The 20,818-nt window shown below is 72.7% G+C and carries 18 protein-coding genes and 1 tRNA gene; 6 read left to right on the forward strand and 13 right to left on the reverse strand.

Annotated features, from left to right (window positions below; genetic code table 11):
• Positions 1 to 99 precede the first annotated feature (99 nt).
• Positions 100 to 1,683, reverse strand: a complete 1,584-nt coding sequence (locus tag DOO78_RS23300) for an ABC transporter substrate-binding protein (RefSeq protein ID WP_165839054.1) — start codon at positions 1,681 to 1,683, stop codon at positions 100 to 102.
• 171 nt (positions 1,684 to 1,854) lie between these two features.
• On the opposite strand from DOO78_RS23300, the gene DOO78_RS23305 reads away from it, so the two are divergent.
• Together DOO78_RS23305 and DOO78_RS23310 are read left to right on the forward strand one after the other, a co-directional pair.
• Complete coding sequence (locus tag DOO78_RS23305; RefSeq protein ID WP_111472292.1) at positions 1,855 to 2,748, forward strand: intradiol ring-cleavage dioxygenase; 894 nt, start codon at positions 1,855 to 1,857, stop codon at positions 2,746 to 2,748.
• Positions 2,749 to 3,043: 295 nt separating this feature from the next.
• Positions 3,044 to 4,225 (forward strand): Fic family protein, encoded by a 1,182-nt coding sequence (locus tag DOO78_RS23310; protein ID WP_111472293.1) that lies wholly within the window; start codon positions 3,044 to 3,046, stop codon positions 4,223 to 4,225.
• A 58-nt stretch (positions 4,226 to 4,283) separates the two neighbouring features.
• On the opposite strand, the gene guaA is transcribed toward DOO78_RS23310, so the two are convergent.
• The 4 genes from guaA to DOO78_RS23330 all read right to left on the reverse strand — a co-directional run bounded on the left by guaA (position 4,284) and on the right by DOO78_RS23330 (position 8,818).
• Positions 4,284 to 5,879 carry a glutamine-hydrolyzing GMP synthase gene (gene guaA, locus DOO78_RS23315; RefSeq protein ID WP_111472314.1) on the reverse strand — a complete coding sequence of 532 codons (1,596 nt, stop codon included), beginning with the start codon at positions 5,877 to 5,879 and terminating at the stop codon, positions 4,284 to 4,286.
• A 155-nt stretch (positions 5,880 to 6,034) separates the two neighbouring features.
• A complete protein-coding gene (locus DOO78_RS23320; RefSeq protein ID WP_111472294.1) occupies positions 6,035 to 6,640 on the reverse strand; it encodes a GNAT family N-acetyltransferase in 606 nt (201 codons plus the stop codon).
• Positions 6,641 to 6,788: 148 nt separating this feature from the next.
• On the reverse strand, positions 6,789 to 8,141 hold the full coding sequence (locus DOO78_RS23325) for an RsmB/NOP family class I SAM-dependent RNA methyltransferase (protein WP_111472295.1): 1,353 nt from the start codon (positions 8,139 to 8,141) through the stop codon (positions 6,789 to 6,791).
• Positions 8,138 to 8,818 (reverse strand): haloacid dehalogenase type II, encoded by a 681-nt coding sequence (locus DOO78_RS23330; protein ID WP_111472296.1) that lies wholly within the window; start codon positions 8,816 to 8,818, stop codon positions 8,138 to 8,140. The genes DOO78_RS23325 and DOO78_RS23330 overlap by 4 nt, the downstream gene beginning before the upstream one ends.
• Positions 8,819 to 9,009: 191 nt before the next feature.
• Here DOO78_RS23330 and DOO78_RS23335 point away from each other — a divergent pair, with 191 nt between their 5' ends.
• Positions 9,010 to 9,804: an SDR family NAD(P)-dependent oxidoreductase gene (locus tag DOO78_RS23335; protein WP_111472297.1), complete on the forward strand. Its 795-nt coding sequence runs from the start codon at positions 9,010 to 9,012 to the stop codon at positions 9,802 to 9,804.
• Positions 9,805 to 10,248: 444 nt separating this feature from the next.
• Here the strand turns inward: DOO78_RS23335 and DOO78_RS23340 are convergent, their stop codons facing one another.
• From DOO78_RS23340 to DOO78_RS23360, 5 genes are all read right to left on the reverse strand, one after another.
• A complete protein-coding gene (locus tag DOO78_RS23340; protein WP_111472298.1) occupies positions 10,249 to 12,309 on the reverse strand; it encodes a tetratricopeptide repeat protein in 2,061 nt (686 codons plus the stop codon).
• Between the two features lie 9 nt (positions 12,310 to 12,318).
• Positions 12,319 to 12,663: an effector-associated constant component EACC1 gene (locus tag DOO78_RS23345; RefSeq protein ID WP_111472299.1), complete on the reverse strand. Its 345-nt coding sequence runs from the start codon at positions 12,661 to 12,663 to the stop codon at positions 12,319 to 12,321.
• Positions 12,664 to 12,865: 202 nt separating this feature from the next.
• Entirely contained in the window at positions 12,866 to 14,407 is a 1,542-nt protein-coding gene (gene guaB, locus DOO78_RS23350) for an IMP dehydrogenase (protein ID WP_111472300.1), read from the reverse strand.
• A 200-nt stretch (positions 14,408 to 14,607) separates the two neighbouring features.
• Positions 14,608 to 15,285 (reverse strand): RlmE family RNA methyltransferase, encoded by a 678-nt coding sequence (locus DOO78_RS23355; RefSeq protein ID WP_111472301.1) that lies wholly within the window; start codon positions 15,283 to 15,285, stop codon positions 14,608 to 14,610.
• A 15-nt stretch (positions 15,286 to 15,300) separates the two neighbouring features.
• On the reverse strand, positions 15,301 to 16,425 hold the full coding sequence (locus DOO78_RS23360; RefSeq protein ID WP_111472302.1) for a Ppx/GppA phosphatase family protein: 1,125 nt from the start codon (positions 16,423 to 16,425) through the stop codon (positions 15,301 to 15,303).
• Between the two features lie 177 nt (positions 16,426 to 16,602).
• Here DOO78_RS23360 and DOO78_RS23365 point away from each other — a divergent pair.
• Positions 16,603 to 16,676: transfer RNA gene (locus tag DOO78_RS23365), tRNA-Gln, on the forward strand.
• A gap of 65 nt (positions 16,677 to 16,741) precedes the next feature.
• Here the strand turns inward: DOO78_RS23365 and DOO78_RS28495 are convergent.
• Positions 16,742 to 16,867, reverse strand: coding sequence for a hypothetical protein (locus tag DOO78_RS28495; protein WP_279387825.1), 126 nt, complete (start codon positions 16,865 to 16,867; stop codon positions 16,742 to 16,744).
• A gap of 59 nt (positions 16,868 to 16,926) precedes the next feature.
• Here DOO78_RS28495 and DOO78_RS23370 point away from each other — a divergent pair, with 59 nt between their 5' ends.
• On the forward strand, positions 16,927 to 18,171 hold the full coding sequence (locus DOO78_RS23370; protein ID WP_111472303.1) for an ABC transporter substrate-binding protein: 1,245 nt from the start codon (positions 16,927 to 16,929) through the stop codon (positions 18,169 to 18,171).
• 329 nt (positions 18,172 to 18,500) lie between these two features.
• On the opposite strand, the gene DOO78_RS23375 is transcribed toward DOO78_RS23370, so the two are convergent.
• Positions 18,501 to 18,803 (reverse strand): hypothetical protein, encoded by a 303-nt coding sequence (locus tag DOO78_RS23375; RefSeq protein ID WP_111472304.1) that lies wholly within the window; start codon positions 18,801 to 18,803, stop codon positions 18,501 to 18,503.
• 120 nt (positions 18,804 to 18,923) lie between these two features.
• Between DOO78_RS23375 and DOO78_RS23380 the strand changes: the two genes are divergently transcribed.
• Positions 18,924 to 20,006, forward strand: coding sequence for a zinc-binding dehydrogenase (locus DOO78_RS23380; protein WP_111472305.1), 1,083 nt, complete (start codon positions 18,924 to 18,926; stop codon positions 20,004 to 20,006).
• A gap of 45 nt (positions 20,007 to 20,051) precedes the next feature.
• On the opposite strand, the gene DOO78_RS23385 is transcribed toward DOO78_RS23380, so the two are convergent.
• Positions 20,052 to 20,810: a phytanoyl-CoA dioxygenase family protein gene (locus DOO78_RS23385; protein ID WP_111472306.1), complete on the reverse strand. Its 759-nt coding sequence runs from the start codon at positions 20,808 to 20,810 to the stop codon at positions 20,052 to 20,054.
• Between the last annotated feature and the right edge of the window lie 8 nt (positions 20,811 to 20,818).

A 20,818-nucleotide genomic window follows, 5' to 3' on the forward strand; every position in this document is an offset into this window, starting at 1 on the left:
CATGGTCCGTGCGAAGGCCCCGAGCGTCGGCCCGGCACCGGCCAGGGTCAAGCCAGGGTCTGCAATCGGGGGCTTGCAATCCGGATGCCAGGCCGGCGGTCACCCCGGCGGCCGCGCCAGCCGCGGCTCGGTGTGGTTCGGCGGGCTCGGCTCGTAGACCACGCGGTCGCGCCGCCCGGCCCAGACATTGCGCAGGTTGATCACCGGGATCACGCCCATATCCTCGAGCAGCGCCCGCGAGGCCTGCTGCGTCAGCGCCTTCCGCTTCGCCTCGTCCATGGTGGTGAGCGCGGCGGCGAGCGGGTGGTCCACCTCCGGGTTGGAATAGCGCTGGCGGTTGAAGGGGCCGTGGCCGCGCTCGGCATCCCGCGTCATCACCACCTGGCGCAGCGGGTTCAGCGAGAGGTAGCTGCTGAAATAGGTCATGAAGAGCGAGAAGTCGCGGTTGGTGGCGCGGGTGAAGAGGTTGGCCGGCGGCAGGGTCTGCACCTGGGCCTCGATGCCGATGCGGCTGAAGCCCTGGGCGATCGCCTGCAGCAGGTTGTCGTCCGAGGGGAAGAAGCCGTTCGGCCCATGCAGGGTGAGGCGGAAGCCCTGGCCGAACCCGGCCTCGGCGAGCAGCGCCCGGGCGCGGGCCGGGTCGTGGGGCAAGGGGCCCAGCCCTTCGAGCCGGTGCTCGGCCACCGGCGCGGCGAATTGGTCGGCCGGCGAGGCCAGGCCGCTGTAGAGCCGCTCGGCGATCTGCTGCCGCGGGATGGCCAGCGATAGCGCCTGCCGCACCCGCCGGTCGGCCAGCGGGTTGGCCGGCAGCGGCTTGCCCTGCCGGTCGGTGACGAAGGGCGAGGTCTCGCGCATCGCATCCGGGGCGAGATAGACGAAGGTGATGCTGTCGATCTGGAACAGGGCGAAGCGGCGGTCCTTCTCCAGCCGCGGCACGTCCTGCACCGGCACGTAGTCGATCAGGTCCACCTCGCCGGCGAGCAGCGCCGCGGTGCGGGCGCCGGGCTGCGGGATGAAGCGGTAGAGCACGCGGTCCCAGGGCTCGACCGGCCCGCCATGCCACGCCGCGTTGCTGGCGAGCTCCAGCCGCTCCCCCTGCTGCCAGGAGACGAAGCGGTAGGGTCCGGTGCCGAGCATCAGCCTGCCGCTGTTGAAATCGGCGGTTTGCGGATTCGGCCCATGGATTGTGCGCGAGAGGATGACCGGCCCGCTCATGTCGTAGCGCATCAGCGGGTTCGGCTCGCGGGTGCGGAGCAGGATCGTCTCCGGGTCCACCACCTCGATGCTGGCGATGCTGCGCACCTGCGGGGTGAAGAGCGCCGGGCTGTTCGGCACGGTCGGCACCCGGGCGAAGGTGAAGGCGACGTCCTCCGCCTCGAAGGGCGTGCCGTCATGGAAGCGCGCCGCGGTGTTGAGCTTCACCTCCCAGGTCAGGTCGTCCACCGGCCGCATGCTGCGGGCGAGGCGCGGCTGGAACTGCGCCTTCGTGTCCAGCTCGAAGAGCGGCTCGAAGACCATGCGCGCGACCTGGTTGTTGTTCTGCGTGTTGTGGTAGTGCGGGTCGAGCGCGCTCGGCGGTGTCTGCGCCCCGATGGTCAATGCGCGCTGCGCCCAGGCCGGCGCGGCGGCGATCGGCAGGGCGAGCAGGGCGGCGCAGACCAGCCCCCGGACTCCTGGATGCATGCAAACCTCCCGGTTGGCCGGTCTCGCGCCGGCCCGATGCGCCGAGACTCGGATGCCGGGCCGAGCGGTCAAGCGCGGCGAGGCGGCCGGGCCGCCCCGGCGGCGCCCGCCCGGCCAGCCCAGCCCGAGGGACATGTTCCCACGCCGGCCTGGGGATGGCAGGATGCGGGCATGACGCAACAGGATCCCGACCGCCGCCATCTCCTGCGGTCCCTGGCCGCAGCGCCCGCGCTCGCCGCCCCTGGCCTTGCCGCGCCGCTCATCGCGCGGGCCGAGGCGGCCCCCGAGGCCGGCCTCGCCGCGGCGACGATGGGGCTGCTCTCGGACCGGGTCTGCGCGGTCATGCCGGCGGTGACGCAGGGCCCCTTCTATCTCGACCCGAAGCTCGTCCGCCGCGACATCACCGAGGGCCTGCCCGGCGTGCCGCTCCGCCTCGGGATGCAGGTGGTGACGGCAGACTGCCGCCCGGTCGCCGGCGCCCGGGTCGATCTCTGGCATTGCGACGCCCAGGGCAACTACTCTGGCTTCGCCCGCCAGGGCTCCGACGCGGCGCGCAGCACCGAGGGGCAGCACTTCCTGCGCGGCACGCAGCCGACGGATGCGCAGGGGGTCGCCAGCTTCGACACGCTCTATCCCGGCTGGTACCGCGGCCGCACGACCCATCTGCACTACAAGATCTTCCTCGACGAGCGGACCGTGCTGACGGGCCAGGTCTTCTTCCCCGATGCGCTGAACCAGTATCTCTACGAGCATGCCCCGGCCTATCGCCGGGCCGAGGCGCGCGACACCGCCAATGCCGCGGACGGCATCGCCGCCGAGGCCGGCGAGGGCGCCCATTGCGCCATCCGCGAGCAGAAGGATCGCTATGTCGCGGCGCTGGTCGTCGGCATCGATCCGCGCGCGGAGTGGCGGGAGCGCGGCCCCTTCGGCGGCGGGCCGGGGATGGGCGGGCGCCCGCCCGGCCCGCCGCCGGGCTTCCGCCCGGGTGGTCCCCCGCCCTTCCCGCCACCCGGCGGCCGCGGCGTCGATCCGGCGAAGATCAGGATGTTCCCGGGCGGCGGCTAGGGCAGATCCCGATCAGGTGGCCTCACCTGATCGGGTGAAGATGCTCTGGACCACGATCCGCTCACCCGGGTTCGCGGGCCATGGTCCGGCGCGGTGTTTGGTCGCGCGCGGCACGCCTCCGGTGAGGCCACTCGGGCGATCATGCCCAGGAGCGCCGCAAGGTGTCGGCCAGAACCTTTTGCAGGCGGCCGCATGCTCCGGCAGCCGCCTTGTTTAAGACTGCCTGTCTTAGCAATCCCACTATTTAACCTATTGGTCGTTTGCTTAAATAACCTGCCGCAGCCATGATGAGGCCATGGCTGACAGTTCAACCCATGGTAGCCGACTCGGCCGCTTCGTCGAGACGCCTGTCGCAGGCGAGTTCGTGCGCGCCTTTGTGCCGCCCCCGCTTCCGCCCGTTCCGCCGATCGACGTGCTCTCGCTGCTCAACCGCCTGAGCGTCGCCGAGCGCGCCTTGGGGCGCCTCGATGGCATCATCATGCTCCTGCCCCGCCAGGAGCTGTTCCTCTACATGTATATCCGCAAGGAGGCAGTCCTCTCGTCGCAGATCGAGGGCACGCAATCGACCCTCTCCGACCTCCTCCGCTTCGAGACCGAGGCCCAGGCCGGCGCGCCGATCGACGACATTCGCGAGGTCTCGAACTATGTCGACGCGATGATGTTCGGGCTCGAACGCCTCGCGGAGCTTCCGCTCTCGCTCCGCCTCATCCGCGAGATGCACGCCCGTCTCCTTCGGGGCGGGCGCGGCGGCAGCAAGAGCCCCGGCGAGTTCCGGCGCACACAGAACTGGATCGGCGGCAGCCGGCCGGGAAACGCCATCTTCGTCCCGCCGCCCATCACGGAGCTCGACGCCGCCCTCGCTGCGCTGGAAGCCTTCATGCACGAGGAGCAATCGAAGCTGCCCGCGCTCATCAAGGCCGGGCTCCTGCACGTGCAGTTCGAGACGATCCACCCGTTCCTGGACGGCAACGGGCGGATCGGCCGCTTGCTCGTCACGCTGTATCTCTGCGTCCAGGACGTGCTCCGCAAGCCGTTGCTTTACCTGAGCCTTTACCTGAAGACACGGCGGGCGGACTATTACCGCCTTCTGCAGGAAGTCCGCGAGCGCGGCGCCTGGGAGGCCTGGCTGGAGTTCTTCCTCGACGGCGTCGCCGAGATCGCCAACCAAGCCTTCGACGCGGCAACCCGCATCGTCGACCTGTTCCGGCAGGATCGCGAGCGCATCACCGTGGAGAGCGAACGCGCCGGCTCGGCGCTTCGCATCCACGACCTGATGCAGCAGCATCCCTATGTCACCAGCAACCAGCTCGTCGAGCGGACGGGGCTGTCACCGCCCACCGTGAACGCCGCGCTCCTTGACCTGCAGCGCCTCGGCATCGTCGAGGAAGTGACAGGCCGGCGCCGCGGCCGCGTCTTCGGATATCGCCGCTACCTCGCCATCCTCAGCGAAGGCACCGATCCGCTTCCGGCCCCTTGACGATCGGCGTCGAAGGCGCGCCCCGGCAGCCTTGCCCGGTCCGGCTTCGGCCCCGCAATCACTCCCACTCGATCGTCCCGGGCGGCTTGCTCGTGATGTCGTAGGTGACGCGGTTGATGCCGCGCACCTCGTTGACGATGCGGTTCGCCACGCGGGTGAGGAAGTCCATCGAGAAGGGGTAGACATCCGCCGTCATGCCGTCGGTCGAGGTCACGGCGCGCAGCGCGCAGGCCTGGTCGTAGGTGCGGCCGTCGCCCATCACGCCCACGGTGCGCACCGGCAGCAGCACCGCGAAGGCCTGCCAGATCGCATCGTAGAGGCCGGCGGCGCGGATCTCCTCGAGATAGACGGTATCCACCTTGCGCAGCAGGTCCGCCTTCTCCCGCGTCACCTCGCCGGGGATGCGGATGGCGAGGCCCGGCCCCGGGAAGGGATGCCGCCCGACGATCGCCTCCGGCATGCCGAGCTCGCGGCCGAGCGCCCGCACCTCGTCCTTGAACAGCTCGCGCAGCGGCTCGACGAGCTGCATGCGCATATGCGCCGGCAGGCCGCCGACATTGTGGTGGCTCTTAATGGTCACGCTCGGCCCGCCGGTGGCCGAGACGCTCTCGATCACATCGGGGTAGAGCGTGCCCTGGGCGAGGAAATCGGCGCCGCCGAGCTTCGCCTGCTCCTCCTCGAACACCTCGATGAAGAGGCGGCCGATGGTCTTGCGCTTCACCTCCGGGTCGGTGACGCCGGAGAGCTGGCCGAGGAAGAGCTCCGAGGCGTCGCGATGGACCAGGCGGATGTTGAAGCGGTCGCGGAAGGTCGCCACCACCTGCTCGCTCTCGCCCGCCCGCATCAGCCCGTGATCGACATAGATGCAGGTGAGCTGGTCGCCGATCGCCTCATGGATCAGCACCGCGGCCACCGAGGAATCGACGCCGCCCGAGAGGCCGCAGATCACCCGCCCCTTGCCGACCTGCGCGCGGATCTTGCCGATCATCTCGGCGCGGAAGGCGCCCATGGTCCAGTCGCCGCGGCAGCCGCAGACCAGATGCGTGAAGTTCCTGAGCAGCGCCCCGCCATGCGGCGTGTGCACCACCTCCGGGTGGAACATGGTGCCGTAGTAGTGCCGGGCATCGTCGGCGATGAGGGCGAAGGGCGCGCCCTCGCTGCTCGCCACCACCCGGAAGCCGGCGGGCAGCCGGGTGATCCGGTCGCCATGGCTCATCCAGACCTGCTCGCGCGCCCCCTTGGCCCAGATGCCCTGGGTGATGGCGCATTCAGCGGTGACATCGACATGGGCGCGGCCGAACTCGGCCGGATGCCCGCTCTCCACCGTGCCGCCGAGCTGCGCCGCCATGGTCTGTTGGCCGTAGCAGATGCCGAGCACCGGCAGCCCGCTCTCGAAGACCGCGGCCGGGGCGCGGGGCGAGGCGCCCTCGGTCACGCTGGCCGGGCCGCCCGAGAGGATGATGCCCTTCGGCGCGAAGGCCCGGATCCGCTCGCCGCTGGCGGTGAAGGGCCAGATCTCGCAATAGACCCCGGTCTCGCGCAGCCGGCGCGCGATGAGCTGCGTCACCTGGCTGCCGAAGTCGAGGATCAGGATGCGGTCATGGCCGCCGGCGGGCGGGGCGGAAGCGGCAGCATCGGAAGCGGGCGCGTTCATGGCGCCTTGCAGCATAGCCGATCGCCGATCGCAAGCGGGCGCGCGGCCTTCGGCCGCCGGGGGCCATACCGGGGGTGCGCAGGGTTCACCGTCGCGCCACGCGGCGCGGCGCCCATCCGGGCCCCGGCATGAAGGAAGCATTCATGCCCTTGGTCTCAGCCCTCGGGCGCCGGGGCGGTCGCGGCCAGCAGGATGTCGATCGGGTCCCAGAGGAAGGCGGTCTGGTCCATCGCCTGGCCGGCGAAGCGGAACCGCTCCTCGGCCGCCGGCCGGCCGCCGAGATGCCGGTAGAACCAGCGGGTCGGGTTGTCGCTCAGCACCCAAAGCATGGCCGAGCGGCAGCCGATGGCGGCCAGATGCGCCGCCATGGCCCGCATCAGCCGCCGCCCGATGCCGCGCTCGCGGAAATCGTCGAGCAGGTAGAGCGTCTCCACCTCGCCCTGGGCCAGCCAGGCCCGCCGCGCCCGGCCGCCGGAGACGAAGCCGACCACCGCCCCGCCCTCGCGCTCCGCCCCGCCCGGGCGCCCGCCCGTGCCGCCGCCCAGGGGGGCATCCGGCCCGGAGGCCACGGCGACGAAGATCGCGTGGCCGTGCTGCCGGCTGGCGATCGCCTGCTCGTAGCCGAGCGCGTGGCGCACCGGCGAGAGCCGGGCGAGGTAGTCGTCCGGCAACACGCCCGCATAGGTCGTGCGCCAGGTGGCGACATGCACGGCGCCGATCGCCGCGGCATCACTCGGGCGGGCACGGCGGATGCAGATCATGCGGCGCGCTTCCCTTCCCAGCCTTGGCCTCGCCTTCCGGCCTTGCGAGCCCAGCGGGGTTCGGAGGCGGATCGGGAGGCGTGTCGTTTTCCTGGCCTGCCGGCCCGCTCCGCCCGGGGAGGATCCCATGGAGCGCGCCGGCAGGACACTAGGCCTTTCGTTGCAGCACGGCGGCGAAGAAGCCATCCGTGCCGTGCCGCGCGGGGCTGGTGAGCAGGTGATCGCCCTCGGCCGGCGGCGCCCCCTCCCCGCCCGCGGCGCGCCAGGCCTCGGCCAGGGGCAGCAGGGCGAAATCCGGGCGGCGGCCGAGGAAGGCGTTGACCTGCTCCTCATCCTCCTCGGGCAGCAGCGAGCAGGTAGCGTAGACCAGCTTGCCGCCGGGGCGCACCAACTCCCCCGCGCTATCCAGAATTTCATGCTGCTTGGCGACGAGTTCGCGCAGATCGGCCGAACCGGTCCGCAGCCGCGCGTCCGGGTTGCGCCGCCAGGTGCCCGTCCCCGTGCAGGGCGCATCCACCAGCACGCGGTCGAACTGCCCCGCCCGCCGCTTCGCCCAGCGGTCGCCGGCGGCGAAGAGATGCCGCTCGGCATTGTCGACGCCGGCGCGGCGCAGCCGCCGCACCGCCCCCTCCAGCCGCACCGCCGAGACGTCGCAGGCCGTGATCCGCCCCTTGTTCCGCATGGACGCCGCGAGCGCCAGCGTCTTGCCGCCGGCGCCGGCGCAGAGATCGGCGACCCGCAGCCCGGGCCGGGCATCCGCCAGCAGGGCGATGAGCTGGCTGCCCTCGTCCTGCACCTCGATCAGCCCCTCGGTGAAGGCGGTGGTGGCGGTGACCGGCCGCCGCGCCGGCAGCCGCAGCCCCCAGGGCGACCAGCGCGTCGGCAGGGTCTCGAAGCCCTCGGCCGCCAGCGCCGCCGCCGCCGCCTCGCGCGTCGTCTTCAGCAGGTTGGCGCGCAGGTCGAGCGGCGCCGGCTGCTCCATCGCCGCCGCCTCCTCCTCCAGCCGGTCGCCGAAGCGGGCCCGCAGGCCGGGCAGCACCCAATCGGGCAGGTTCAGCCGCACCGTCTCCGGCATCGCCGGGTGCAGCAAGCCGCTCCCGCCCGCCTCCGCATGGGCGGCGGCCAGCGCCCGCAGCAGCCGCTCCTCCGGCGGGTTCAGCGGCTCGGCGGCATATTGCCCGCCCGGGAAGGCGCGCAGCACCTCCGGCAGCGCCAGCCCCTCCAGCAGCAGCAGCCCGGCCGCCGCCAGCAGGCGCGGGCTCGGCCGGGCGCCGACCCGGGCCAGCCACCAGTCGAGCCGCAGCCGCTGCCGCACCACGCCCCAGACGCGCTCGCCGATCTCCCGCCGGTCGCCGCCGCCGATATAGCGGCGGGCGCGGAAGAACTCGGTGGCCACCGCATCGGCCGGGCGGCGGCGGGGGGCGGCAGAGGCGGCGAAGCATTGCGCCTCGAGCGCCGCCAGCAGGTCGATGGCGGCGGCGAGGCGGGCGGCCGGCGTCACGCCAGGCGCTCCGGCAGGGCGGCGAGGTCGGGCAGGATCTCGGCGGTCTCGTCGAGCCGGTACTCGACCGGGGCGCCGGTGCGGTTGACCCAGACGACCCGGAAGCCGAAGCGCCCGGCGCCATAGGCGTCCCAGGCATTGGAGGAGACGAAGGCGATCTGCTGCGGCGCGCAGCCGAAGCGGGCGGTGGCGAGCGCATAGACCCGCGGATCGGGCTTGAAGCAGCGCAGCGGATGCACCGAGAGCACGTCCGCGAGCCACGGCCCGAGCCCGCCGGCCTCGACCGAGCTGGCCAGCATCTCCGGCGAGCCGTTGGAGAGGATGGCCGCCGGGATGCCGCGCGCCCGCAGCGCGCCGAGCATCGGCACGACCTCGGGATAGGGGTCGAGGCGGCGATAGGCGGCGAGCAGCGCCTCGCGCAGCCCGCCCGCCGAGGCGTCGGGGCCGGCGAGGCCGTGCACCGCGAGCGCGTGGTCGAGCGCCCACTCGGTCAGCGCCCAGAAGGGCTCGTAGGCGCCGCTCGCCGAGAGGATCCAGCTGTATTCGAGCTGCCGGGCGCGCCAGAGGGCGGAGACGGCGGCCGCCCGCTCCCCCAGGCCTGCGGCATGGCGGGCGACCGCGGCATGCACGTCGAGCAGCGTGCCATAGGCATCGAAGATCGCGGCGTTCGGCGGCATCGGGCTCTCCGGGGTGGCGGCGGGGCGTGGCTGGTCCTTCCGGCGGAGCCGGCGCAGACTGCTCCCCTACAGCGGATCGCGGCCCGGTACAGCCCGGCCGCCGCTGTGGTCCCATGCCCTGGGCGCGGGTCGGCGCCAGGCGGCGGCCGGCAGGCCGCGCCCCGGGCCGGGACGGCGCGGGAGGAGATCGCATGCAAGACCTGAAGAACCCGATGGCGCTGACCGGGCGCACCATCATCGTCACCGGCGCCGGCCAGGGCATCGGCCGGGCGATCAGCGAGCTGGTGCTCGGCCTCGGCGGCAATGCCGTGCTGGTGGAGCGGAACCGGGAGACGCTGGAGAAGACCGCCGGCGAGCTGGACCGCGACCGCACCCTGCCGGTGCTCGGCAACGTCGCCGAGGAGGGTTTTTCCGAGAGCTGCGTCGCCCAGGCGGTGGAGCGCTTCGGCGCGGTGCACGGGCTGGTGAACAACGCCGGCATCACCCGCCCGGCCATGTTCGCCAAGATGACGATGCAGCAGTGGCAGGCGGTGATCGATGTGAACCTGACCGGCTGCTACCTGATGATGCAGGCGGTCGGGCGGCACATGATCGACCGCGCCAAGCAGAGCCTGCCGCAGCCGACCGGCACCACCGGCGCCATCGTCAACATCAGCTCGACGGCCGGCAAGCGCGGCTCGATCGGGCAGGTGAACTACTCGGCGGCCAAGGCCGGGCTGTTCGGCATGACGATGACCGGGGCGCGGGAATGGGCGCGCTACGGCATCCGCTGCAACTCGGTGGGCTTCGGCACGGTGGTGACGCCGATGACGGAGGTGATCCGCAGCGACAAATTCGCCGAGCAGACCATGGCCCGCATCCCGATGGCCCGCTACGCCGAGCCGCAGGAGGTGGCGCCGCTGATCTGCTTCCTGCTCTCGAACGGCGCCGTCTACATCACCGGCGAGAACATGACGGTCTCCGGCGGCAGCCATATGCAGCCGTAATCATCTCCCCACGACGTCGCTGCGCGACGCCGCGGGGGCCCCGGGGATATCCCCACGAAGCCGCTTCGCGTCTTCGCGGGGGCCCCGGGATTCGCCCCTGGACCGGGATGCGTCACAGCCTGCCGCGGCGAAGCCGCGGCAGGGCAACGGGTGGCGCGGGGTGCAAGGGGGCGGGCCGGGGCCGGACGGGGTTGGTGGTTCGGGGCCCGGGAACTCCTTGGAATTGAAGAGAGTTTGGCGGGTGGAGGCCGGGGCTGCCGGTTTCGGACAAATACCCCTCCGGGGGCGCTGGGGGGCTTTCAGACCGGGGCTGCCGGGCGCCTGTCGGGGGACTTGCGCCGCATGACGGGGGCGGCGGGAGGGGGACGGATGCGGATGTCAAAGAGCCAGGGACAATATTCCTAACAACATCGATACGAAAAGGCAAGTGGCGTCCGCCCGGCCTCACCAATCCTTGCCGAGTTGCCGCAGGCGGTCCCGGGCATACTCGTTCCCACCCCTCGCTGCCGACTGGTAGAGCTGCACCGCCTGCTGCTCGTCCTTCGACAGGCCGCCCCGCCCCTTCTCGTAGAAGAAGCCAAGATTGGCCTGCGCATGGGCGTTGCCCTGGTCGGCGGCCAGCCTGTAGAGCGCCGCCGCCTTCCGGTCGTCCTTCGGCAGGCCGCCCTGGCCATCGCGATAGGCGCTGCCGAGATAGGCTTGCCCGATGGCGTTGCCCTGGTCGGCTGCTAGCCCATAGAGCTCCACCGCCCGCCGGTCGTCCTGCGGCAGGCCGCCCAGCCCCTTCTCATGGAAGAAGCCGAGATTGGCCTGCGCAGTGGCGTTGCCCTGGTCGGCCGCCAGCCTGTAGAGCGCCGCCGCCCGCTGCTCGTCCTGCGGCAGGCCGCCCCGACCGGTCTCGTAGAGGACGCCGAGATTGACCTGGGCCGGGGCGTAGCCCTGGTCGGCCGCCGCTTTGTAGAGCACCGCCGCCTTCCGGTCGTCCTTCGCCAGGCCGCCCAGCCCCCTCGCGTAGCAGATGCCGAGGTTGCCCTGCCCAAACGCGTTGCCCTGGTCGGCCGCCGCTTTGTAGAGCGCCGCCGCCTTCCGGTCGTCCTTCGGCAGGCCGCCCCGGCCGGTCTCGTGGAAGACGCCGAGATTGACCTGTGCATCGGCGTCACCCTGCTCGGCCGCCAGCTTGTAGAGTTGCACCGCCCGCCGCTCGTCCCGTGGCAGGCCACCCCAGCCTTCCTCGTGGAAGACGCCGAGATTGAACTGCCCATAGGCGTCCCCCTGGTCGGCGGACAGTGTGTAGAGGCGGGCCGCCTCCTGGTCGTCCTGCGGCAGGCCGCCCTGGCCCTCCTGATAGGCGATGCCGAGATTGACCTGCGCCCGGGCATGGCCCTGGTCGGCTGCCGCCTTGTAGAGGTCCACCGCCCGCTGCTCGTCCCGCGGCAGGCCGCCCCGTCCGGCCTCGTAGAAGATGCCGAGATTGACCTGCGCCGGGGCATGGCCCTGGTCGGCCGCCAGCCTGTAGAGCCGGGCCGCCTCCCGGTCATCGCCGGCAACCTCGCGCTGCCGGGCGAGGGCGAAGATCTGGTCCGGGCTCTGGGCCGGGCTCTGGCCCGGGCTCCGGGGCGCGGCGGGCGGCGCAGCCGCACCCGACCGGCGCGGCGCCCGGTTCGGAAAGGCCGGCAGCCGGGTCAGGTCGCCCTGCGTCGCATTCACCTGGTGCAGCACCGGCCGCGGCGCATTCGCCCCGAACCCCTCCAGCATGCGCTGGTAGGCGGCATCGCGCAGTTCGGCGAAGGAGAGCACCGGCGGATGCCCCGCCGATCCCAGCCGCAGCACGTCGAGCACGGCGCCGCTGAAGAGCGTGCGCGCCGCCGCGGGCGGGCCGATCGAGACCTCCCCCAGCGGGCTGGAGCAGAGCAGCAGCGAGCCCCGGCGCGGCTGCACCTCGCCGAGATCCTTCGCCGCCGTCGCCGCCACCGCCTGGTCCAGCGCGCCGGACTGGCCCATGAAGTCCCGCGCCGCCGCCTCCGAGAAGCAGCAATCGAGCACCACCAGCCGGCGCTGCTGCGGCGCCGCGACCCGCAGCACCCGCGCCAGGTCGGGCGCCTTGATGCCGGTCTCCGCCTCCATCCCGCGGCGGCTGCGGCGGACCAGCAGCGCCAGGTGGTTCTGCTCGTCGGTATGGCCGTGCCCGACATAATAGACCAGCAGGTCGGCGACCGGCCGGCCCTCCTCGCGGCGGTCCCGCAACAGGATGTCGAGGCTGTCGCGGATGCGCGCCAACTGGTCGTTGGCCGAGCCGGTGTCGTCGAACAGGTCGATCACCAGCGTCGGGTCGAGGCCGAGGCCGGCGCTGTCGATCAGGTAGCCGAGCACGCCCTTGGCCGAGCGCAGGAAGGAGGGCGCCCGGCCGAGCCCGGCCTCGGTCCAGTCATGCGCCCCGAAGACGATGGCCGCCGTCGCCTCGCGGTCGAGCAGCCGCGGGCCGGGCCGGGGCGCCGCGGCGCGCATGCCGGGCGCTCAGCCGCGGATGAGCTCGGTGATCCGGAGGGCCGCGGCGGCGTCGATGCCCTCGACCTTGGCCTTGAGGCTGCCCGTCCGGCCGTCGCGCTCGATGGTGATGGAGGCCTGCTTTCGGCTCCGCAGCCAGGCGGCGATGCCCTGGGCGATGGCGACGGCCGCGCCGGAGCTGGCGAGCACCGTCACCACCGATCCGAGATCCATGCTGTCCGCAGCGGCCTTGCTGCGCTCGGCCTCGAGGACGCCGTCGGCCTCCCGCAGCCGGTCGGCGAGCGCCTCGGCCGCCTGGCCCGCGCCGGCCTGGTCCGAGGACGCAACGACGAAGCGGTATTCCTGCCTGTCCATGCCACGGCGCCTCCACCCGAGGGTGGAAAGTATACGATCCGGCAAGGGCAGCGACAGCGCTTTGGCGCACAGCGCGCCGCCCGCCTGACGCCCCCGCCGTTGCCCTGCCGCGGCTTGGCCGCGGCAGGCTGTGACGCATCTGCGACCCTAAGGGACTCCCGGGGCCCCCGCGGCGTCGCGCAGCGACGTCGTGGGGATCGTATTACCCCTCCAGCCGGTAGTTCGGCGCCTCGCGGGTGATCGCCACGTCATGCACATGGCTCTCCCGCAAGCCGGCGCCGGTGATGCGGCGGAAGCGGGCATTGGTCTGCATCTCGGCGATGGTGGCGTTGCCGGTATAGCCCATGGCCGCCCGCAGCCCGCCGACGAGCTGGTGCACCACCGCGCCGACCGGGCCCTTGTAGCCGACCCGGCCCTCGATCCCCTCCGGCACCAGCTTGAGGGAATCCTGCACCTCCTGCTGGAAGTAGCGGTCGGCCGAGCCGCGCGCCATGGCGCCGAGCGAGCCCATGCCGCGATAGGATTTGTAGCTCCGCCCCTGGTAGAGGAAGACCTCGCCCGGCGCCTCGTCGGTGCCGGCGAAGAGGCTGCCCATCATCACGCAATCCGCCCCGGCGGCCACCGCCTTGGCGATGTCGCCCGAGGTGCGGATGCCGCCATCGGCGATGGCCGGCACCCCATGCGCCCGCGCCGCCGCCGCGCTCTCCAGCACCGCCGTGAGCTGCGGCACGCCGACGCCGGCGACGATGCGGGTGGTGCAGATCGAGCCCGGGCCGATGCCGATCTTCACCGCATCCGCCCCGGCGGCGATCAGCGCCTCCACCCCCTCCGGCGTCGCCACGTTGCCGGCCACCACCTGCACCGCGTTCGACATGCGCTTGATGCGCTCGATCGCCGCCAGCACGCCGCCGGAATGGCCATGCGCGGTATCGACCACGACGACATCCACCTCGGCGGCGATCAGCGCCTCCACCCGGCGGATGCCGTCCTCGCCGACGCCGGTCGCGGCGGCGACGCGCAGCCGGCCGAGCGCGTCCTTCACCGCATTCGGGTTGGCCTGCGCCTTGTCCATGTCCTTGACGGTGACGAGGCCGATGCAGCGCCCCGCCTCGTCGGTGACCAGCAGCTTCTCGATGCGGTGGCGGTGCAGCAGGGCGCGCGCCTCGTCCGGCGTCACCTCGGCCGAGGTGGTCACCAGGTTGTCGCGCGTCATCAGCTCGTAGACCCGCGTCGCCGGGTCGTTGGCGAAGCGGACGTCGCGGTTGGTGATGATGCCGACCAGACGGCCGGCCTCGCCGTTCTTGCTGCGCTCGACCACCGGGATGCCGCTGATCCGGTGCTGCTCCTGCAGGGCGCGGACATCGGCCAGGGTCTGGTCGGGATGGATGGTGACCGGGTTCACCACCATGCCGCTCTCGAACTTCTTCACCCGCCGGACCTGCGCCGCCTGCTCCTCCGGCGTCATGTTCTTGTGGATGACGCCGATGCCGCCGGCCTGGGCCATGGCGATGGCCATCGGCGCCTCGGTCACCGTGTCCATGGCGGCGGCGACGAGGGGGATGTTCAGCGCGATCTCGCGCGTCATCCGCGTCCGCGTGTCGGTCTGGTTCGGCAGCACGGCGGAATAGGCGGGGACGAGCAGCACGTCGTCGAAGGCATAGGCCTCCTCGATGACGAGGCTGCGGCGGCGGCCTTCGGGGCCGATGGCGCCCGAGGGGGCGTCCGGGACGGAGTCGGGTGCCATGGCAGACCTTTCGCGCGCGGGCGCGGTCTTCGCAACAGCGCCCGCCATCGGGGCGAGGATCGCGCCAACGGCGAAGCGGCACGAACCGCGGCCTTGGCGGCTCCCCATAGACCCATCGGCCGCGCCGCGGCAAGCCGTGAGGCCCGGGGCGGCGCGCATTGGCGCCGTGCGCCGGACGCGGGTCGGCCCTCCCCCCCCGGTCAGCCCGCCGGGCGGAAGCCGGTGGCGACGACGTAGAGCTCGCTGCTGCCCTTGCGGCTGGCCGGCGGCTTGACGTGCCGCACCGCGGCGAAATGCCGCTTTAGCAGGTCGAGCAGCCCCTTCTCGCTGCCGCCCTGGAAGACCTTGGCGACGAAGCCGCCACCGGGCGCCAGCACCTTGAGCGCGAAGTCGAGCGCCAGCTCGGCCAGCGCCATGATGCGCAGATGGTCGGTCGCGTTGTGGCCGGTGGTGTTCGGCGCCATGTCGGAGAGGACGAGGTCGGCCTGGCCGGCCAGCGCCGCGCGCACCGCCTGCTCGGCCGCCGCCTCCTGGAAATCGCCCTGCAGCAGGATGGCGCCCGGCAGCGGGTCCATGGCCAGCAGGTCGAGCGCGACGACGCGGCCGGCGGGGCCGATCCGCTGCAGCGCCACCTGCGTCCAGCCGCCCGGCGCGGCGCCGAGATCGACCACCCGCGCCCCGGGGCGGAGAAGCCGGACGCGGTCGTCGATCTCGACCAGCTTGAAGGCGGCGCGGGAGCGGTAGCCGGCGGCCTGGGCGGCGCGGACATAGGGGTCGTTCAATTGCCGCTCCAGCCATTTCTGGCTGGCGGTGCTGCGGCCCTTGGCGGTGCGCAGGCGCGTGGCGACGCCGCGGCCGGCGGTGGGCGGTCCCTTCATCGCATATCCGTGAGATCAGGGCCCGTGGCGACGCGCCAGGGCGGGGCGCTGCTCGCGCCAGGGCTGGCGACAGGCCCGCATCATCCGCAGCAGCATGCCCTCGCGCAACCCGCGATCGGCGACGGTGAGCGTCGGCACCGGCCAGACCCGGCGGATGGCGGCATAGACGGCGCAGCCGGGCAGCACGAAATCCACCCGGTCCGGCCCGACGCAGGGATGCGCGGCGAGCCCGGCGCGGCCGAGGGCGAAGAGGTCGCCGAGCGCCTGGTCCGCCACCTCGATGTCGAGCACCCGGCCATCGACCAGCGGCCGGCGGTAGCGCGGCAGGGCCAGCGCCACGCCGGCCAGCGTCGTCACCGTGCCGCTGGTGCCGATCAGCCGCACGCCGCCGGCGCGGATCTCCTGGCCGATGCAATGCACGCGGTCGAAGCGGCGGAGATGCTCGGCCACCTCCTCCACCACCGCGGCGAAGCCCTCCTCGGTGAAGCAGGAGGCGCCGGCGCGCTCGGCCAGGGTGACGACGCCGAGCGGCATGGAGACATAGCCGATCAGCTCGGCCGGGGCCTGGCCGCCCTGCGGCCCGGCCGGGGGCACGCGGATCCAGGCGATCTCGGTGCTGCCGCCGCCGATATCGAAGAGCAGCGCCCGCCGGTCCTGCTGCTCGAGCAGCGGCGAGCAGCTCTCCATCGCCAGCTCGGCCTCCTCGCGGGCCGAGATGATGCGCGGGCGCAGCCCGGTCTCGGCCTCGACGCGGGCGAGGAAGGCGGGGCCGTTGCCGGCGCGGCGGCAGGCCTCGGTGGCGACGGCCTGGAAATGCCGCACCGGCCGGCGCGCCAGCTTCTCGGCGCAGGCGGCGAGCGCGGCGATGGCGCGGTCCATGGCGGCCTCGGAGAGCCGGCCGGTCGCCGCCAGCCCCTCGCCGAGGCGGACGATGCGGCTGAAGCTGTCCACCACGCGGAAGCCGAGGCCGACCGGGGCGCCGACCAGCAGGCGGCAATTGTTGGTGCCGAGATCGAGCGCGGCGAAGGTCGGGCCGGCGAAGCCGCCGCACCGGGCCGCGGCCACGGCCTGCCGCTCGGGCGCGGCATCCGTCGGCAGGGGCAGGCCCAAGGTGCCGAATGTGGCGGTATCGTCTGGCATGGCCCCGGGCCTTGCTGGCCCATCCTCCTCGTTTGCGTCGCTCCGGCGTCGCTTCGCCGGTCATCGTCCCGGAATGTGGGGAGCCGGGCAAGCGGTTTCGACGGCTGGGGGTGTTGCGGAGCCCGGGGTGAAGTGTTAGCAGAGCCGCCCTGCCGCCAAGCGGCGCGCGGGTCCCGCTGGGGGATAGTTTAACGGTAGAACTCCCGACTCTGACTCGGGCAGTCTTGGTTCGAATCCAGGTCCCCCAGCCAATCTTTCCGCCAGCCCGTACCGGCCTCCTCTGCGCATCGCGAAGGCGAGATCGGCCGCGCTCCCGTCAGCGCCCCGGCGCCGGCTGCCGGGGGGCCGCGACCGCCTCGCCGCAGCTCACGCTGGCGATCCCCGCGGGCGCGTCGGATCGCTCCGGCAGGCCGGCCAGCGCCAGGCCGCGCAGAAGCGCCATCGGCAGCGCCGCGCATCTCCTCTAGGCTGCCTCCGTCCAAGACAAGACGGAGAAGACCCATGGCCCTCACCCGGCGCCAGGCGCTCGCCACGACCCTCGGCGCGGCCGCCGGCGGCAGCATCCTCCGCGCCCAGGCGCAGACCGGCGGCGGCAGCGCCCGGCCGAAGCTGAAGCTCGGCATCATCACCGACCTCGCCGGCCCCTATGCCGACCTCAACCGCCCCTCCATGGCCTGCGCGCAGCAGGCGCTCGAGGATTTCGACACCGCCGGCCGCGGCTGGGATGTCGAGATCCTGCTCGGCCAGCATTTCGACAAGGCGGACAACGCCGTCACCATCGCCCGGCAATGGTTCGACCGCGAGGGCGTCGACGCGCTGCTCGACGTCAACACCTCGGCCACCTCGCTCGCCGTCTCGGCCGTCGCGCGGGAGAAGAACAAGCCGCTGCTGCTCTCCGGCCCCGGCACCACCGAGCTGACCGGCAAGCAATGCTCGCCGAACACCGTGCACTGGACCTGGGACACCTACATGCTCGCCCGCTCCAGCGGCACCGCGGTGGTGCGGCGCGGCGGGACGAGCTGGTTCTTCGTCGCCGCCGACTACTCCTTCGGCCAGCAGCTGGTGCGGGACGCCTCGGCGGTGGTGGAGGCGCGGGGCGGCAAGGTGCTCGGCAGCAGCTTCTACCCCTTCCCCACCACCACCGACTTCTCCTCCCTGCTGGTGCGGGCGAAATCCTCCGGCGCCAAGGTGCTGGCCCTCGGCAATGCCGGGGCCGACATGCAGAACTGCATCAAGCAGGCGCATGAATTCGGCCTCAACCGCTCCATGACCATCGTCAGCCTGCTGACCTACGACACGGATGTGCGCGTGCTCGGCCTGGAGGTGGCGCAGAACCTGATGACCACCCAGGCCTATTACTGGGACCTCAACGACCGCACCCGCGCCTTCAATGCCCGGGTGAAGCCGAAGACGCCCGAGCTCTGGCCGAACATGGCGAATGCCGGGATCTACGCCCAGACGCTGCACTACCTGAAGGCGGTGGCCGATATGGGCATCCCGGCGGCGAAGGCGGATGGCGCCGCGGTGATCGCCCGCATGAAGGCCATGCCGACCGACGACGACTGCTTCGGCCCCGGCCGCATCCGCGAGGATGGCCGCAAGCTGCATCCGGGCTACCTGATGCAGGTGAAGACCCCGGCCGAGAGCCGCGAGAAGCACGACGTGCTGAAGCTGCTCGAGACGGTCTCGCCCGAGGAGGCCTTCCGGCCGCTGCAGGAGGGCGGCTGCCCCTTCGTGAAGGCGTGATGGGTCCGGCCCTCGGGCGCCGGGCGCACGCCTCCGGCTTGCCTGGCTGCGCGGCATAGGCCTCGGACCGGTCATGCGACCGGTCCGTTGATAGGTCGCTGGCCCTCAGGCGCCGGGCGCAAGCCTCCAGCTTGCTTGGCTGCGCGCCATGAGGCGCGGGCCCCGTTCGGGGCCGCGGACCGGTCATGCGACCGGTCCGTTGGTAAGTCAGTGGCCCTCAGGCGCCGGGCGCAAGCCTCCGGCTTGCCTGGCTGCGCGCCATGAGGCGCGGGCCCCGTTCGGGGCCTCGGACCGGTCATGCGGCCGGTCCGTTGGCATGTCCTGGGCCCTCAGGCGCCGCCCTCGCTGCTGCGGAAGGCGATGGCGTTGCGCAGCGCATGGACGATGAGCTCCATGCGCTGCTCGAACCCCGCCGCCGCGGCGTCGCGCCCGGCCTGCTCGGCGCCGACCACGCCGCGCAGCACCGAGGCCTCGAGCTGCGCCGCCATCTCCTCCATCGAGCGCAGCGCCGTCGCCGCGCCGCCGCCCTCCACCGCGGCGCGCAGCACGGCGATCTCGCCGAAGGCCGCGGCGAGCGCGGTCTCGAGCGCGATGATCTCGCCGCGCAGCGTCTCCGCCTCCTTCGATGCCATCGCCCCGTTCCTCTCCGGCCAGGGGCAGGAGGTGGACCCCGCGGGCCGGCGGCGCAAGCCGGGCGCTTCCGCATCCCGCCGCCCGACCATAGGCTGGCCGAAAACCGGAGGACCCCCCGCATGCGCGCCGCCATCTTCCGCCAGGGCGACTTCACCGTCGGCTCCATCCCCGACCCGGTGCTGGCCGAGGGCCAGGTGCTGGTCCGCACCCGCGCCTGCGGCATCTGCGGCTCCGACCTGCATGCGGCGACCCAGACCGAGGCCTTCGTCGACGTCGCGCGCCGCTCCGGCGGCCGCTTCGCCATGGTGCAGGACCGCGACATCGTCTTCGGCCATGAATTCGTCGGCGAGGTGGTGGCCAACGGCCCCGGCACCGAGGGCCGCTTCGCCCCGGGCAGCCTCGTCACCTCGGTGCCGCTGACCATCGTCGCGCAGCGGGTGGAGGGCATCGGCTACAACCCGGAGGTGCCCGGCGCCTTCGCCGAATACCTGCCGCTCGCCGAGCGCATGCTGCTGCCGGTGCCGGCGGGCCTGGACCCCGACCACGCCGCGCTGGTCGAGCCGATGGCGGTCGGGCTGCACGCCGTTGAGCATGGCCGCGTCGCCGCCGGCGAGGCGGCGCTGGTCGTCGGCTGCGGCCCGATCGGCCTCGCGGTCATCGCCGCGCTGAAGCTGAAGGGCGTGGCGCCGGTGATCGCCAGCGACTTCTCGCCGGCGCGGCGGGCGCTGGCCGCGCGCATGGGCGCCGACCTCGTCCTCGACCCCGCCGCGGAGCCGGTCGCGGCGCGGCTGGAGCAGGCGATCACGCCGGCGGGCTTCGACGGCAGCCGCTATGCCCAGTTGCTCGGCCTCTCGCCGCCGCGGCAGCCGGTGGCGATCTTCGAATGCGTCGGCATCCCCGGCATCCTGCAGCAGCTCCTCGAGCTGGCGCCGGCCGGGGCGCGCATCATCGTCGTCGGCGTCTGCATGGAGCCCGACCGCTTCGAGCCCTTCTTCGGCATCGTCAAGCAGCTCGGGATGCAGTTCGTCCTCGGCTACACGCCGGCGGAATTCGCCGCGACGCTCGGCCATATGGCGGCCGGCCGCATCGATGTGGCGCCGCTCATCACCGGCCGCGTCGGGCTCGACGGCGTGCGCCAGGCCTTCCGCGACCTCGCCAGCCCGGAGCGGCATTGCAAGGTGCTGGTGGAGCCCTGGCGGTAGCGGGCGCGGCGGGTCCGGCCCAGGGACGCGGCAAGACCGCCGCCCCTATTCCGCGGCCAATCGATGACCGGCGACGGCCTCCTGCTCCGGGACATGCCGCAGGGGCACCGCCGCGTCCCCGATCTGGATGACGATGTTCCGGCGCGGCGAGGCCGAGGCGTTCATGCCGCCGCCATGCAGCACCTTCGGATGGACGAGCACCAGGTCGCCGGGGTCGCAGCCGACCGTGACAGCCTCCGCCGGCCGCCAGTCCCCCGGTGGAGACCTCCCATGCGCTTCGTCGTCCCGCAGGCGGTGGGAGCCCGGAACGAAGGTCGTTGCGCCTCCGACGCCGGACATGCCGTCGAGGCAGACCATCGCACGGACGAAGCACAAGGTTGCGGGACAGGCATAGCCATTCGGATAATCGCGGTGCCAGCCGATGGCCCGGCCGAAGCGCGGATGCTTGATGGTCACGTTCATGAAATGGGCGGCGACATCCCGCACGCCGACCGCCGCGCGCGCAGCGGCGATCAGCGGCGGCTGGTCGAGAAGCATCCAGAACACCGGATCGAAGGCGACGGGATCGCCGAGGATGAAGATCGCGTCGCCGACCTCGGACGCCGCGACGCCGCCACGCTGCGCGGCCGGCAGGTCCCGCTCCAGGGTGAGGCGCTCGCGCAGATGCGGCGGGAGGTCATGGACGGCATCCTGCACGCGCTGCACCGCCGCCCGCAGCGCGGCCAGGAGCGGCGCCGGGACCGTCCCGCGAACCACGGCGAAGCCGGTCTGGGCGAAGCCCGCCCTGTCGAAGCGACAGTCCATCGGGGGCG

It is taken from the genome of Roseicella frigidaeris (assembly GCF_003258945.1).
GTDB classification, from domain to species: Bacteria; Pseudomonadota; Alphaproteobacteria; order Acetobacterales; family Acetobacteraceae; genus Paracraurococcus; species Paracraurococcus frigidaeris.